At 73.6% G+C, this 14,854-nt stretch carries 12 protein-coding genes; 6 read left to right on the plus strand and 6 right to left on the minus strand.

The genetic code is table 11. The features are described from left to right. Window positions 1-14 precede the first annotated feature (14 nt). Window positions 15-2,567, minus strand: a complete 2,553-nt coding sequence (locus ACWFQ8_RS16800; RefSeq protein ID WP_453786968.1) for an ATP-binding domain-containing protein — start codon at window positions 2,565-2,567, stop codon at window positions 15-17. Continuing rightward, window positions 2,564-3,547 carry an aldo/keto reductase gene (locus tag ACWFQ8_RS16805; RefSeq protein ID WP_453786969.1) on the minus strand — a complete coding sequence of 328 codons (984 nt, stop codon included), beginning with the start codon at window positions 3,545-3,547 and terminating at the stop codon, window positions 2,564-2,566. The genes ACWFQ8_RS16800 and ACWFQ8_RS16805 overlap by 4 nt, the downstream gene beginning before the upstream one ends. A 100-nt stretch (window positions 3,548-3,647) precedes the next feature. Between ACWFQ8_RS16805 and ACWFQ8_RS16810 the strand changes: the two genes are divergently transcribed. Together ACWFQ8_RS16810 and ACWFQ8_RS16815 are read left to right on the plus strand one after the other, a co-directional pair. Beyond that, on the plus strand, window positions 3,648-4,697 hold the full coding sequence (locus ACWFQ8_RS16810; RefSeq protein WP_453786970.1) for an LLM class F420-dependent oxidoreductase: 1,050 nt from the start codon (window positions 3,648-3,650) through the stop codon (window positions 4,695-4,697). A gap of 189 nt (window positions 4,698-4,886) precedes the next feature. Next, window positions 4,887-5,675 (plus strand): ferritin-like domain-containing protein, encoded by a 789-nt coding sequence (locus tag ACWFQ8_RS16815; RefSeq protein WP_453786971.1) that lies wholly within the window; start codon window positions 4,887-4,889, stop codon window positions 5,673-5,675. A gap of 40 nt (window positions 5,676-5,715) precedes the next feature. Here the strand turns inward: ACWFQ8_RS16815 and ACWFQ8_RS16820 are convergent, their stop codons facing one another. Continuing rightward, window positions 5,716-6,750, minus strand: coding sequence for a magnesium and cobalt transport protein CorA (locus ACWFQ8_RS16820; RefSeq protein WP_453786972.1), 1,035 nt, complete (start codon window positions 6,748-6,750; stop codon window positions 5,716-5,718). 11 nt (window positions 6,751-6,761) lie between these two features. Between ACWFQ8_RS16820 and ACWFQ8_RS16825 the strand changes: the two genes are divergently transcribed. The 4 genes from ACWFQ8_RS16825 to mshC all read left to right on the plus strand — a co-directional run bounded on the left by ACWFQ8_RS16825 (window position 6,762) and on the right by mshC (window position 10,326). After that, on the plus strand, window positions 6,762-7,502 hold the full coding sequence (locus ACWFQ8_RS16825; RefSeq protein ID WP_453786973.1) for a histidine phosphatase family protein: 741 nt from the start codon (window positions 6,762-6,764) through the stop codon (window positions 7,500-7,502). A gap of 87 nt (window positions 7,503-7,589) precedes the next feature. Then, window positions 7,590-8,180 carry a DUF3090 domain-containing protein gene (locus ACWFQ8_RS16830; protein WP_453786974.1) on the plus strand — a complete coding sequence of 197 codons (591 nt, stop codon included), beginning with the start codon at window positions 7,590-7,592 and terminating at the stop codon, window positions 8,178-8,180. Then, window positions 8,144-8,986 carry an SCO1664 family protein gene (locus ACWFQ8_RS16835; RefSeq protein WP_453786975.1) on the plus strand — a complete coding sequence of 281 codons (843 nt, stop codon included), beginning with the start codon at window positions 8,144-8,146 and terminating at the stop codon, window positions 8,984-8,986. Before ACWFQ8_RS16830 ends, ACWFQ8_RS16835 begins: the two co-directional genes overlap by 37 nt. Window positions 8,987-9,096: 110 nt before the next feature. Next, window positions 9,097-10,326 (plus strand): cysteine--1-D-myo-inosityl 2-amino-2-deoxy-alpha-D-glucopyranoside ligase, encoded by a 1,230-nt coding sequence (gene mshC / locus ACWFQ8_RS16840; protein ID WP_453786976.1) that lies wholly within the window; start codon window positions 9,097-9,099, stop codon window positions 10,324-10,326. 174 nt (window positions 10,327-10,500) lie between these two features. Here the strand turns inward: mshC and ACWFQ8_RS16845 are convergent, their stop codons facing one another. From ACWFQ8_RS16845 to glpK, 3 genes are all read right to left on the minus strand, one after another. After that, window positions 10,501-11,505: a PAC2 family protein gene (locus ACWFQ8_RS16845; RefSeq protein ID WP_453786977.1), complete on the minus strand. Its 1,005-nt coding sequence runs from the start codon at window positions 11,503-11,505 to the stop codon at window positions 10,501-10,503. A gap of 128 nt (window positions 11,506-11,633) precedes the next feature. Next, window positions 11,634-13,241 (minus strand): FAD-dependent oxidoreductase, encoded by a 1,608-nt coding sequence (locus tag ACWFQ8_RS16850; RefSeq protein ID WP_453786978.1) that lies wholly within the window; start codon window positions 13,239-13,241, stop codon window positions 11,634-11,636. 44 nt (window positions 13,242-13,285) lie between these two features. Continuing rightward, complete coding sequence (glpK, locus tag ACWFQ8_RS16855) at window positions 13,286-14,827, minus strand: glycerol kinase GlpK (RefSeq protein ID WP_453786979.1); 1,542 nt, start codon at window positions 14,825-14,827, stop codon at window positions 13,286-13,288. Between the last annotated feature and the right edge of the window lie 27 nt (window positions 14,828-14,854).

The following is a 14,854-nucleotide window of genomic DNA, read 5'->3' on the forward strand; positions in this document are numbered from 1 at the left end:
TCCGGCGCCTGCGGCTACTGCGGCTGCTGCGGCTGCTCGGGCTGCTCCCGGGCCGCCGCGCCCAGGCCCGCCAGCAGCCCCGTGAGCCGGGTGGTCCGCGGCTTGGGCAGCACCTCCGCCACCGCGCGCGGCAGCGCCTGGTCGACGCCGTGCACCACGGACAGGTGACGCTCGGCCCGCCCGAAGGCGGTGTAGACCCAGTCCCGGGACAGGGCCTGCGCCGCGTCGCCCGGAAGGACGACGACCACGGCCGGCCAGCGCGCACCGACGGCCTGGTGCGCCGTCACCGCCCAGCCGTGCCGCACCTGCGCCTCCACCAGCTCCTTCGGCACGACCACCCGCGCGCCCGCGCGGTCCAGGTGCAGCCCCTGCGCGTCGGCCGAGACCACCCGGGCCGGCAGGGCCCGCCCGGGAGCGGGCACGTGGACGACCCGGTCGCCGGGATCGAAGCCGCCGAAGCGGCCCGGACCGGGATTCAGCCGCTCCTTGAGCGCGGCGTTCAGGGCGCGGGTCCCGGCGGAGCCGGCGTGGCCGGGGGTGATGACCTGCACGCTGTCCGCCGCGATGCCGAAGGCCCTCGGGACCGACTCGGCCACCAGCTGCACGCAGCGGTGCACGGCCTCCCCCGCGTCCTGCACCGGGACGATGACGATCTCCTTGCCGGGGGCGTCGACCTGGTTCAGCTCCCCGATCCCGACGCCCGAGACCAGCTCGCCCAGTGGTCCGGGGTCCGGGGTCCGGGAGACCACCTGCGGGCAGACGCGGGCCGCGAGCACGTCGGCGAACACCCGGCCGGCCCCGGCGGACCCGAGCACCGACGGGTCCCCGGAGAGCACCAGCCGCGCCCCGTCCGGGACGGACTCCACCAGCGCGGCCGCGGTCTCCACGTCCAGCTGCGGGGCGTCGAGCACTACGAGCAGGTCCAGCGCGAACTGACCGTCCGCGTCCCGTCCGGGGCCCTCGGTCCCGGAGAGCAGTCCGGCCGTGGTCACCGACCCCTCGGAGGGGGCGTGGGCGGCCAGGCAGACGCGCAGCCCCAGCCGGTGCGCGGCCGCGAGCAGGGCGAGGGGCTCGGCCCGGGCCGTCTCGCCCCCGGTGTGGGTGACCAGGCCGTGGCCCGCGACCGCGCGGATCAGCGCGGCGGCGGACGGATTCGGGGCGGCCCCGGCCGCCTCGTCCCAGTCCGCCGGCGCGTCGAAGGCGTTGGCCAGCCGGGCCAGGCCGTCGGCGAGACTCTCCTCGGCCATGGCGGAGCCCTCCAGGCCCACCAGGACCCGCACGGGCTGCTCGGCGCCGGCGGCGTCGTCGGTGTCGCCGGGGGCGCCCGCTTCGTCGCTCCCGGCCGAGGCGCCCGGAGCGGCGGTGCCCGTACCGCCTGCCGCCGGCGTGGCCGGCGGTTCGTGGAACACCAGCACCGAGCCCTCGCCGACGGCCTGTTCCAGCGCCCCGGCGGGGTCCGGGACCGCGTACTGGGCCAGCGCCGACTGCAGTACGGGTGCCTCCAGCGCGGTGTGGCCCTTCAGACCCGCCTGGGCGAGCAGCCAGCCCACCAGGGCGGCGCTGCGGCGTTCGTCCCCGGGTCCGGCCACGGGGCCGAGCAGCGCCCGGGCGAAGGCGTCCGCCTGGGTCGGGCGGACGGCGGGGAGCGAGAGCAGCAGCCACGGGTTCTCGGCGAGCTGCTCGGCCGCGTCCTCGCCCAGTACCGACGCGGCGGGAGCGGCGAAGGCCTCGGGGGCCCCGCCGCGGGCCAGTAGGGCCCGTACGGCGTCGAGGGCGGCGGCGGAGGGCGCGGAGGCCCGCGCGGGCGCGGGGGCCGGTGCGTGCGCGGGAGCGCGGGGCTGCGGCGGGGGCGTGGCGGCGGGCCTGCGGGGGGCGGCCGGGGCCTCGTCGAAGTACGCGGTGGGGCGTTCGGCGCCGCTCTCCACGGCCCGTACGGCGGCCAGCAGGTCGGCCGCGGTCCCGCTGAGCTTCGCGCCCGCCTCGACCGGGGCCTGGCGTTCCGCCTTGCGGCGGGCGATGCGTTCGCGCTCGATCTTCTGCGCGGCCAGTTCGGCCGCCGCCTCGCTGAGCGCGGGCGGCGCCGGCTCGGCCCCCGCCGCCGCGCCCTCGGCCGGCCCGGCCTGGGTGTCGCCGGCGCCGTCCCCCTCGGCCGGGCCGGGCTCGTCAGAACCGTCCCCCTCGGGCTCCGCGCCGTCGCCCATGTCCACGCCCTCGGCCGGTCCGGGCCGGGCGGCGCCGTCCCCCTCGGCCGGGCCGGGCTCGCCGTCACCGGCGCCCTCGGGCTCCGCTCCGTCACCCGTGGCCGTGCCGGCGCCCTCCGCCGCGCCGGGCCGGGTGGCGGCATCTGCTTCGGCCCCCGCGCCCTCGGCCGGGCCGGGCTCGGCTTCGCCGGCGCCCTGCCGGGGGTGCGGAGCGGCGTCGTCGCCGGCCGCTCCGGGCCCCGTCGGCGCGGGCTCCGCGGTCGGACCGCCGGGGGCGGCGGCGGTGGGCTCGGTGCCCGGGGCCTCGTACCCGGCCTCGCCGGGTTCCGCGGCAGCGGTATCGGCAGCTCGGCGGTCCGTACTCACAACGTGCTCCAGTCCTGGTCGGGGTAGCGGTGCACGGGCGCCGACACGTCGTCCAGCGCCCGGCGGATCTCCTCCGGAAGACTAAGGGCCTCCACCGACAGCGCCGCCGCGAGCTGCGCCGACGTACGGGCGCCGACGATCGGCGCGACCACTCCCGGCCGGTCGCGGATCCATGCCAGGGCCACCTGGAGCGGGGTCACGGCCAGCCCCTGGGCCGCCGTGGCCACCGCGTCCACGATCAGGCCGGCCGCCTGGTCCAGGTACGGGTCCACGAAGGCCGCCAGGGTCTCCGAGGCACCCCGGGAGTCCGCCGGGGTCCCGTCCCGGTACTTGCCGGTCAGGACCCCGCGCCCCAGCGGGGAGGAGGGCAGCAGCCCGATGCCGAGGTCCAGCGCGGCCGGCAGCACCTCCCGCTCCACGCCCCGCTGGAGCAGCGAGTACTCCATCTGCGTCGAGGCGAGCCGGGTCCGCGTGCCGGGGGCCGCCAGCTGCCACGTCGCGGCCTTCGCCAGCTGCCAGCCGCAGAAGTTGGACACCCCCGCGTACCGCGCCCGGCCGCTGCTCACCGCCAGGTCCACCGCCTGGAGGGTCTCCTCCAGCGGGGTCCACGGATCGAAGGCGTGTACCTGCCACAGGTCCACGTAGTCGGTGCCCAGCCGGTCCAGCGAGGCGTCCAGCGCGGCCAGCAGGTGCCCGCGCGAGCAGTCGTACCGCCGGTCCGGGTCCGGCACGCCGCCCGCCTTGGTGGCGATCACCAGGTCCCGGCGCGGCACGAGCCCGCGCACCAACTGCCCGAGGAGGTACTCCGCCTCGCCGCCGCCGTACACGTCGGCCGTGTCGACGAGGGTGCCGCCCGCCTCCCAGAACGTCCTGACCTGCTCGGCGGCGGCTTCCTCTCCGGTGTCGCGGCCCCAGGTGAGGGTGCCGAGGCCGATCCGGGAAACGCGCAGTCCGGTGCGGCCGAGATGCCTCTGCTCCATGAGCGCTGAGAGTACTGGGGCACTGCCGCGCGAGACCCTGGCGCGCTACAGTCCCCGCAGACCAACGTTACTGATGGGTACACCGGTAAGGGGACGACACATGCGGCTCGGCATCAATCTCGGCTACTGGGGTGCGGGCATGGACGCCGACAACCTCGCCGTCGCACAGGAGGCCGACCGCCTCGGCTACGACGTCTGCTGGGCCGCCGAGGCCTACGGCTCCGACGCGCCGACCGTGCTCGCCTGGGTCGCCGCCCAGACCGAGCGGATCGACGTCGGCTCGGCCATCCTGCAGATCCCGGCCCGCCAGCCCGCGATGACCGCGATGACGGCCGCCACCCTCGACTCCCTCACCAAGGGCCGCTTCCGGCTCGGCCTCGGCGTCTCCGGCCCGCAGGTGTCCGAGGGCTGGTACGGCGTGAAGTTCGACAAGCCGCTCGCGCGGACCCGGGAGTACGTCGAGATCGTCCGCAAGGCGATGACCCGCGAGCGCCTCTCCTACGAGGGCGAGCACTGGACCCTGCCGCTGCCCGGCGGCCCCGGCAAGCCGCTCAAGCTCACCGTGCACCCGGAGCGCGAGCACATCCCGCTCTACATCGCGGCCATCGGGCCGAAGAACCTGGAGCAGACGGGCGAGATCGCCGACGGCGCGCTCCTGATCTTCCCGGCGGCCGAGCACCTGGAGGCCACCGCGCTCACCCACATCCGGGCGGGCCGCGCGAAGGCCGGGCTGACGATGGAGGGCTTCGACGTCTGCCCGACCGTGCCGCTGGCCCTCGGCGAGGACGTGAACGCGCTCGCCGACATGTTCCGCCCGTACACCGCCCTGTACGTGGGCGGCATGGGCAGCCGGAAGCAGAACTTCTACAACCAGCTGGCCCAGCGCATGGGCTACGAGAAGGAAGCGGCCGAGATCCAGGACAAGTACCTGGCGGGCGACAAGGCCGCAGCGGCCGCCGCCGTCCCGCACTCGCTCATCGACTCCACCACGCTGCTCGGCCCGGTGGAGCGGATCGCGGACGGGATGCGGGCCTACGCCGAGGCCGGGGTCACCACCCTGACGCTCGCGCCGGCCGGCTTCACCCTGGAGGAGCGGATCGCCGCGCTGCGCGCGGGCACGGAGGCCCTGGAGGCCGCCGGCGTCGCGTAGGCGCACCCGGCGGAAGTCTGCGGCCGTGGTGGGGGCTCGGGGGTCTTCCCCGCCACGGCCGACACAGCCAACAACGCCCGGGGGACCCGCCGGGTTACGCACCCGGTTCCCTCCTCCGTTTTCGTTCATTCGGACGAGTCGTGCGTCCCATCGGTTGCCCGCTCCCGAGAGCCGCGTTTGACTCGTTGCATGCTCTCTGCCCGCAGCCTGTTCCAGGAGATCGTCGACAACGACGACTCCTTCCAGCTGTTCTGCTCCATCGCCGCCGGCGGGGAGGCCCAGGGCGGCTGGGAGAACGCCCGGATCGCCGCGCTGGTGCCGGACTCCATGCGCGATCTCGCGCCCAAGATCACCCGGCACGGCGCCGACGAGGACAAGCACGGGCGGATCTTCAACGCCCTGCTCCGCAAGCGCGGCCTGCCACCCGTGCCCGTACCGCCCGAGACCGACTACACGATGCTGCTGGAGCGCGCCGGCATCGGCCTCCCGCACGAGAGACTGCGCGGCGACCGGCCGCTGAGCGAGCGCGACATCGTCGTGTACCTCTCGCACAGCCGCGTCACCGAGCAGCGGGCCGCCGACCAGATGGACATGCTGGTCAAGCACTTCGGCGACCATCCCGACGTCGGCAAGGCCATCCGCATGATCAGCCACGACGAGGACAACCACCTCGCGTACTGCCACGAGGAGCTGCTGCGCCTGGCCCGGGAGGGGCACGGCCGCACCATCCAGCGGGTGCTGCGCGAGTGCGCCCTCGTCGAGATCGGCGTCTACCGCGACGTGAGCCTCGCCGTCATGGGCCACATGGGCCGCCTGCTGGACTGGCCCGCCCCGAAGGCGGCGGCGCTCGCGGCCGGCATCCGGGGCATGTACGCCTACGAGCGATTCAGCGGCTGGCACCGGATGGTGAGCCTGCGCGTCCCCGAACGGCGCAACGCCCTGGGCGGCGCGCCGCTCACCTCGGCCGAGTTCGCGTAGGGCCGGCGCCGCCCGGCGCCGCTACGGGCGCCGGGCGGCGCTAGAGCCAGCCCCGGCGCTTGAACGTCCGGTGCAGGCCCAGGCACAGGCTCGCCATCAGCACCAGCACCGCCGGATAGCCCCAGGGCTGGCGCAGCTCCGGCATGTCGTCGAAGTTCATGCCGTAGATCCCGGCCACCATCGTGGGCACCGCGGCCATCGCCGCCCACGCCGAGATCTTGCGCATGTCGTCGTTCTGGCGGACGCCCATCTGCGCCAGGTGCGCGGAGAGCGCGTCCGACAGCAGCCGGTCCAGGCCCTCGACGTACTCGTTCGCCTTCGTCAGGTGGTCGGCCACGTCGCGGAAGAAGGGCTGCGCGTGCTCGCGGACGAAGGGCACGTTCCCGAAGGCGAGCCGGTCCATCGGCTGGATCAGCGGGCTCGTCGCCCGGCGGAACTCCAGTACCTGCCTCTTGAAGGCGTAGATCCGGGCGGCGGTGTTCTTGGTGTCCGAGCCGCTGGGGGCGAAGACGTCCGCCTCCAGCTCCTCCAGGTCCACCTGGAGCTCCGCCGCCACCTCGATGTAGTGGTCCACCACCGCGTCGGACACCGCGTACAGGACCGCCGTCGGGCCGTGCCCGAGCACCTCCGGGTCCTGCTCCAACCGGTGGCGCACGGCGGCGAGCGGGGCCCCCTCGCCGTGCCGGACCGTGACCACGAACGAGTCGCCGATGAACACCATCAGCTCGCCCGCGGTCACCGTGCCCGCATGGTCGTCGTAGAGCACCGGCTTGAGGACGACGAACAGCGAATCGTCGTACACCTCCAGCTTCGGGCGCTGGTGCGCGTTCAGCGCGTCCTCCACGGCGAGCGGGTGCAGCCCGAACTCCCGCCGCACGTGCTCGAACTCCTTCTCGGAGGGCTCGTACATACCGATCCACACGAAGGCGTCACCGCTCGCCCGCGCCAGCTCCAGGGCGTCCGAGAAGTCCTCCGGTCCCTCGCTACGGCGGCCGTTGCGGTACATCGCGCAGTCGACGATCACGCGGGCATTCTCCCCTGCCCCGGGCCGGCCCGCACGCGGACGGCACCGCATACGCTGGCGCCATGGCCACTCTGATCCTCGTACGACACGGACGGTCCACCGCCAACACCGCAGGACTGCTCGCCGGATGGACCCCGGGAGTCGCCCTCGACGAGCGCGGCGCCGCCCAGGCCGCCGCGCTGCCCGGCCGGCTGGCGGGGGTGCCGATCGCCGCCGCCGTCACCAGCCCGCTGCAGCGCTGCCGGGAGACCCTCGCCCCGCTGCTCGCCGCCCGGCCGGAGCTGGCCCTGCACACGGACGAGCGGATCGGCGAGTGCCACTACGGCGACTGGTCGGGCCGCAAACTCTCCGAACTCGCCGACGAGCCGCTGATGAAGATCGTCCAGCAGCACCCGTCCGCGGCCGCGTTCCCCGGCGGCGAGTCCATGCGCGCCATGCAGGCGCGCGCCGTGGAAGCCGTACGGGAGTGGAACGCGCGGATCGAGGAGGAGCACGGCAGCGACGCCGTCTTCCTCATGTGCTCGCACGGCGACATCATCAAGTCCCTCGTCGCGGACGCCCTGGGCATGCACCTGGACCTGTTCCAGCGGATCCACGTCGACCCCTGCTCCGTCACGGCCGTCCGGTACACACCGACCCGACCCTTCGTCTTCCGGCTCGGCGACACCGGGGACTTCGGCTCGCTGGTGCCGGCCGAGGGCGCCCGCACCCCGGAGGCCGGGACCTCCGGAGCGGCGGCGGCGGAACGGGCGGCGGAGGACGGCGGGAACGCCGTCGTGGGAGGCGGTGCGGGCGCGGCGTGATCGAACGGCGCAGTAGGGTGGACTGGCCCGCAACGGGCGCCCCGCACGCGCAGACCCGCCTCTGCCGCCGAGACTTGGAGACTGGACGTGCCCCGTCAGGTGTTCCTCTACGACCCCCCGGACCGCTTCGTGGCCGGCACGGTCGGTCTGCCGGGACGCCGTACGTTCTTCCTGCAGGCCTCCTCCGGCCCCCGGGTCACCAGCGTCTCCCTGGAGAAGACCCAGGTCGCGGCGCTGGCCGAGCGGATGGACGAGCTGCTGGACGAGGTCGTACGGCGTACCGGCGGCAACGCCCCGGTCCCGGCCGTGGCCCCCGCCGAGGCCGCCGACACCGCGCCGCTGGACGTCCCGGTCGAGGAGGAGTTCCGCGTCGGCACCATGGCCCTGGCCTGGGACGGCGAGGAGCAGCGCATGATCGTCGAGGCGCAGGCCCTGGTGGAACTCGACGCCGAGTCGGACGAGGACCTCGCCGAGGCCGAGGAGCGGCTGCTCCAGGACGAGGAGAACGGCCCGCCGATGCTGCGGGTCCGCCTCAGCGGAGCCCAGGCCAGGGCCTTCGCCAAGCGCGCCCTGGACGTGGTCAACGCGGGCCGCCCGCCCTGCCCGCTGTGCAGCCTGCCGCTGGACCCCGAGGGCCACGTGTGTCCGCGCCAGAACGGCTACCGGCGCCAGGCGTGACCGCCGCGGGGGAGCTGGAGGAGCTGCTCGCCAAGGGTGAGCTGACGGTCGTCGGCCGGATTCGGGAGGCCTCGAACGCCGTCCTGCTGTGCAGCGTGACGCACGGGGGCGCGAGCGCCGACTGCGTGTACAAGCCGGTCAAGGGCGAACGGCCGCTGTGGGACTTCCCCGACGGCAACCTGGCCCGGCGCGAGGTCGCCGCCTACCTGGTCTCCGAGGCCACCGGCTGGGGGCTGGTGCCCGCGACCGTGCTGCGCGACGGACCCTACGGCGAGGGCATGGTCCAGCAGTGGATCGAGGCCGCCGAGGAGGACGCGTCGACGGGGGGACTGCTCGGACTCGTCGAAGGGGAGGAAGCGGGGGAGGGCTGGAAGCCCGTCGCCTTCGCCGAGGTCGGGGAGGGCCGCACCGCCCTGCTCGTGCACGCCGACGACGCCCGGCTGCGCCGCATCGCCGTCCTCGACGCCGTGATCAACAACGGCGACCGCAAGGGCGGCCACCTGCTGCCCGCGTCCGACGGGCGGCTCTACGGCATCGACCACGGCGTGACCTTCCACACCGAGGACAAGTTGCGCACCCTGCTGTGGGGCTGGGCGGGGGAGCCGCTCACGGACGAGGCGCGTGACGTGCTGGTCGCGCTGGACGCCGAGCTGGCCGACGGAGCGCCGCTCGCCACCCGCCTGGCGGAACTGATCACAGCCGTGGAGCTGACCGCCGTACGGGGCCGGGTGGCGCAGTTGCTGCGCACGGGAACGCATCCGGAGCCCTCCGGGCAGTGGCCGTCGATCCCCTGGCCACCGGTCTGAACCAGCCATGTCGGACACGCACAGATCAGGCCGGACCGCAAGAGGGCCGATCAGGACAACAGTGCTGGTCCGGTTCGTTTCCGGAACATCCGTCCGGTTAGGCTCGACGCATGCATGCCTGGCCCGCTTCTGAGGTCCCCGCCCTGCCCGGCAAGGGCCGCGACCTCCAGATCCACGACACCGCGACCCAAGGGACGATCACCCTCGCCCCCGGTCCCGTCGCCCGTATCTACGTCTGCGGCATCACTCCGTACGACGCGACCCATATCGGTCACGCGGCGACCTACAACGCGTTCGACCTCGTACAGCGCGTGTGGCTCGACACCAAGCGGCAGGTTCACTACGTCCAGAACGTGACGGACGTGGACGACCCGCTGCTGGAGCGGGCGCTGCGCGACGGCCACGACTGGACCGAGCTCGCCGAACGCGAGACGGCCCTCTTCCGCGAGGACATGACCGCCCTGCGGATGCTGCCCCCGCAGCACTACATCGGCGCCGTCGAGGCCATACCGGGCATCGTGCCGCTGGTCGAGCGGCTGCGGGACGCGGGCGCGGCGTACGAGCTGGACGGCGACGTCTACTTCTCGGTCGGGTCCGACCCGCACTTCGGCGGGGTCTCGAACCTCGACGCCGAGGCCATGCGGTTGCTCTCGGCGGAGCGGGGCGGCGACCCTGACCGGCCGGGGAAGAAGAACCCGCTGGACCCGATGCTGTGGATGGCCGCGCGTCCGGGCGAGCCGAGCTGGGACGGCGGCTCGCTGGGCCGCGGCCGGCCCGGCTGGCACATCGAGTGCGTGGCGATCGCCCTCGACCACCTGGGCATGGGCTTCGACATCCAGGGCGGCGGGTCTGACCTGGCCTTCCCGCACCACGAGATGGGTGCCTCGCACGCGCAGGTGCTGACGGGCGAGTTCCCGATGGCCAGGGCGTACGTGCACGCGGGCATGGTGGGTCTGCACGGCGAGAAGATGTCGAAGTCCAAGGGCAACCTGGTCTTCGTCTCCGCGCTGCGGCGGGCCGGCGTCGACTCGGCGGCGATCCGCCTGGCGCTGCTGTCGCACCACTACCGGGCCGACTGGGAGTGGACGGACGGGGTCCTCGCGGAAGCGGTGGCCCGCCTGGAGCGCTGGCGCGCGGCCGTGTCCCGGCCGGACGGCGCGGCGGCCGACGCGCTGGTGGAGGAGGTCCGCGAGGCCCTCTCGAACGACCTCGACGCGCCTGCCGCGCTGGCGGCCGTCGACCGCTGGGTCGAGCTCCAGCTCGCCACCGGCGGCGACGACGAGTCGGCCCCGGGCCTGGTGTCCCGCACGGTGGACGCGCTGCTGGGCGTGGCCCTGTAGCCGTCCGCGGCCCGTGCACGGGGGCGATGCCCCCGAGCCCCGCGCCTCGAACGCCGGCGGGGCCGGAATTGCCCTCCGGGCAACCCGGCCCCGCCGGCGTCGTGAGGACCGGGGTCGACGCCCCGGTAGCAGGGCTGCTCACGGCAGCGCCCCGGTAGCAGGGCCGCCGGACGGCTACGCCTCCGGGGACTCCGGGGTGTCCTCCTCCGGCGGAGCCGGCGGCGGGGGCTGGGGTTCCTCCCCGGCGGGGTCCGGCTTGCGCCGCGGCGGGCGCGTCAGGCCGCTGGTGGTGTCCCGCAGGTACGACCCGTCGCCCGGACCCCCCTCCGGGCCCGCCGCCGGGTCACGCCGCCGCAGGTACCGCTCGAACTCGCGGGCGATGGCGTCGCCCGACGCCTCCGGCAGGTCGGCCGTGTCCCGTGCCTCCTCCAGCGTCTGGACGTACTCCGCCACCTCGCTGTCCTCGGCGGCCAGTTGGTCCACGCCCAGCTGCCACGCCCGCGCGTCCTCCGGCAGTTCGCCCAGGGGGATGCGGATGTCGATCAGGTCCTCCAGGCGGTTCAGCAGCGCCAGCGTCGCCTTCGGGTTCGGCGGCTGCGACACGTAGTGCGGCACCGCCGCCCACAGCGACACCGCCGGCACACCCGCGTGCGTACACGCCTCCTGGAGGATGCCCACGATGCCGGTCGGGCCCTCGTACTTGGTCTCCTCCAGGTCCAGCGTCCGCGCCAGGTCCGCGTCCGAGGTCACCCCGCTCACCGGCACCGGCCGCGTGTGCGGGGTGTCCCCGAGCAGCGCGCCCAGGATGACCACCATCTCCACGCCCAGCTCGTGCGCGAAGCCGAGGATCTCGTTGCAGAACGACCGCCACCGCATGGACGGTTCGATGCCCCGCACCAGCACCAGGTCGCGCGGCTTCGCGCCGCCGATCCGGACCACCGAGAGCCGTGTCGTCGGCCATGTGATCTTCCGTACCCCGTTGTCCAGCCACACCGTCGGCCGGTTGACCTGGAAGTCGTAGTAGTCCTCGGCGTCGAGCGCCGCGAACACCTCGCCCTTCCACTCCCGGTCCAGGTGCGCGACCGCACCGGAGGCCGCGTCACCCGCGTCGTTCCAGCCCTCGAACGCGGCCACCATGACCGGGTCGATCAGCTCGGGCACGCCCTCAAGCTCGATCACCCAGGTCTCCTTCCGAAGTTCCCCTTGCGTACGTGGGTCAGCCTAAGCCTTGGGACGACGCGAGCCACAGCCCACGACAGAGGGGCGGTTCCCTTCGGAACCGCCCCTCTTCCCCACCTGCGCGAGAGCTACGCCTTGCGGCTCAGCATCTCCTCGACCCGGGCGCGCACGGCGGCGTCGTCCAGGCCGCGGACGGTGACCGTGGTGCGCCGGCGCAGCACGTCGTCGACCGTCTCGGCCCACTCGTTGTCCCGGGCGTAGGCGACCTGCGCCCAGATCTCCGGACCGTCCGGGTGGATGCGCTGGGCCAGCTCGGGGTCCTCGTTCGCGATGCGCGCGATGTCGAAGGCCAGCGAGCCGTAGTGCGAGGCCAGGTGACGCGCGGTCAGCGGGTCCATCCGGCTGCCGGGCTCACGGTCCACCAGCAGGCGGTGGGCGACCGCGTTCGGGTTGGCGACACCGGGCAGCGGGACCCGGCGCACGAGCGACTTGACCGGCTCCATGTCCTCGGTCAGCGGGCTGCCCGGCAGCTTCGCCAGCTTGTCCATGACCACGCGGCCGATGTGACGGTACGTCGTCCACTTGCCGCCGGCCACCGACAGCATGCCGCCCGCGCCCTCGGAGACGACGGTCTCGCGCTTGGCCTTCTCGACGCCGCCGGGGCCGCCGGGCAGCACCCGCAGGCCCGCGAAGGCGTACGTCATCAGGGAGCGGTCGAGGTCGGCGTCCTTCACCGAGAACGCCGCCTCGTCCAGGATCTGCTGGATGTCGGACTCGGTGGCGCGCACGTCCGCCGGGTCGCCCTCGTAGACCTCGTCGGTGGTGCCGAGCAGCAGCTGGTCCTCCCACGGGAGCGCGAAGGTGATGCGGTACTTGTCGATCGGGGTGGCCATGGCGGCCTTCCACGGCGACTTGCGCTTCATCACGATGTGCGCGCCCTTGGAGAGGCGGATGGACGGCATCGCGTGCTTGTCCTCCATGCGCCGCAGGTGGTCCACCCACGGGCCGGTGGCGTTGAGCACGACCCGCGCGTCGACCCCGAACTCGCTGCCGTCCAGACGGTCCTTGAGCTCGGCGCCGGTGACCCGGCCCCGCGTCGTGCGCAGCCCGGTGACCTCGGCGTGGTTGAGGACGACGGCGCCGGACTCGACGGCCGCGCGGACCGTCATGACGGCGACGCGGGAGTCGTTCATCTGGTGGTCGTAGTAGACGGCGACGGCCTTGAGGTTGTCCGTCTTCAGACCGGGGTTGTCGGCGACGGCACGGGCGGGCGATATGACCTTCCCGATGCCGTCGCCGAAGGCGGAGAGCGCCGAGTAGGCGAACACGCCGGCGCCCAGCTTCGCGGCGCCGACCGGACCGCCCTTGTAGACGGGCAGGTAGAAGGTGAGCGGGTTGACCAGGTGCGGGGCCACGTCCTTGGCCAGCACCCGGCGCTCGTGGTGGTTCTCGGCCACCAGCTTGACCGCGCCGGTCTGCAGGTAGCGCAGACCGCCGTGGACCAGCTTGGAGGAGGCCGAGGAGGTGGCGCCGGCGAAGTCGCCGGCGTCCACCATGGCGACCCGCAGACCCGACTGCGCGGCGTGCCAGGCCACCGAGGTGCCCAGGATTCCACCGCCGATGACGAGCAGGTCGTACGTGGCCTTGGCCAGCTGCTCACGGGTCTCGGCACGGCTCGCGTTCGAGCCGGCGGTCGGGTGCGAACCCAGTGCGGGAACGCTCTGCAGGCTGCTCATATCCCTTGACTCCTACTTACTCGTCGATTGCGCCGGCCGTGCGGTCAGCTGGCGTCTTCGTCGTCGACCCAGCCCATGGACCGCTCGACGGCCTTGAGCCAGCTCTTGTACTCGCGGTCCCGCTGCTCGGCGGGCATCCGCGGGGTCCACTCCGCCGCGCGGCGCCAGTTGGCGCGCAGGGCGTCGGTGTCCGGCCAGAAGCCGACGGCCAGGCCGGCGGCGTAGGCGGCGCCGAGGCAGGTGGTCTCGGCGACCATCGGACGCACCACGGGGGCGTCCAGGAAGTCCGAGAGCGTCTGCATCAGCAGGTTGTTGGAGGTCATGCCGCCGTCGACCTTGAGGGCCGCGAGCTCGACGCCCGAGTCCTTGGTCATGGCGTCGGTGATCTCGCGGGTCTGCCAGGCGGTGGCCTCCAGGACGGCACGGGCGATGTGTGCCTTGGTGACGTACCGGGTGAGGCCGGCGATCACGCCGCGGGCGTCGGAGCGCCAGTACGGGGCGAACAGGCCCGAGAAGGCCGGCACGAAGTACGCGCCGCCGTTGTCCTCGACGGAGGAGGCCAGGGTCTCGATCTCGGCCGCGGACTTGATCAGGCCCATCTGGTCGCGCATCCACTGGACGAGCGAGCCGGTGACGGCGATGGAGCCCTCCAGCGCGTAGACCGGCTTGGAGTCGCCGATCTGGTAGCCGACCGTGGTCAGCAGGCCGCTGTAGGAGTTGATGATCTTGTCGCCGGTGTTCATCAGCATGAACGTGCCGGTGCCGTACGTGGACTTCGCCTCGCCCTCGGCGAAACAGGTCTGGCCGAAGAGCGCGGCCTGCTGGTCGCCGAGCGCCGAGGCGACCGGGACGCCGGCGAGCACGCCGTCCTTGACGTGGCCGTAGACCTCGGCGGAGGACTTGATCTCCGGGAGGACGTTGAGCGGGACACCCATGGACTCGGCGATCTTGTCGTCCCAGGCCAGGGTGTGCAGGTTCATCAGCATGGTGCGCGAGGCGTTGGTGACGTCGGTGACGTGCACGCCGCCCTGGGCCCCGCCCGTGAGGTTCCAGATGACCCACGAGTCCATGGTGCCGAAGAGGATGTCGCCGGCCTCGGCGCGCTCGCGCAGGCCCTCGACGTTGTCGAGCAGCCAGCGGACCTTCGGGCCGGCGAAGTAGCTCGCCAGCGGCAGGCCGGTCTCACGGCGGAAGCGGTCCTGGCCGACGTTGCGGCCGAGCTCCTTGCACAGGGCGTCGGTGCGGGTGTCCTGCCAGACCAGCGCGTTGTGCACCGGCTCGCCGGTGTTCTTGTCCCACAGGAGGGTGGTCTCGCGCTGGTTGGTGATGCCGACGGCCTTGACGTCGGCGGCGGTGAAGCCCGGAATGTCCTGGGCGGCCTTGGTGATGGCGCCGGCGACGACCTCCTGGACGTTGGTCCAGATCTCGGTGGCGTCGTGCTCGACCCAGCCCGGCTTCGGGAAGATCTGCTCGTGCTCCTTCTGGTCGACGGCGACGATGCGGCCGTCGCGGTCGAAGACGATGCAGCGGGAGGAGGTGGTGCCCTGGTCGATCGCGGCGATGAAGGGGCCGGTGCTGCTGGTCATGATGGCTGCTCCTGGCAGGTCTGGTGA

Source organism: Streptomyces sp. NPDC055254 (assembly GCF_053606025.1).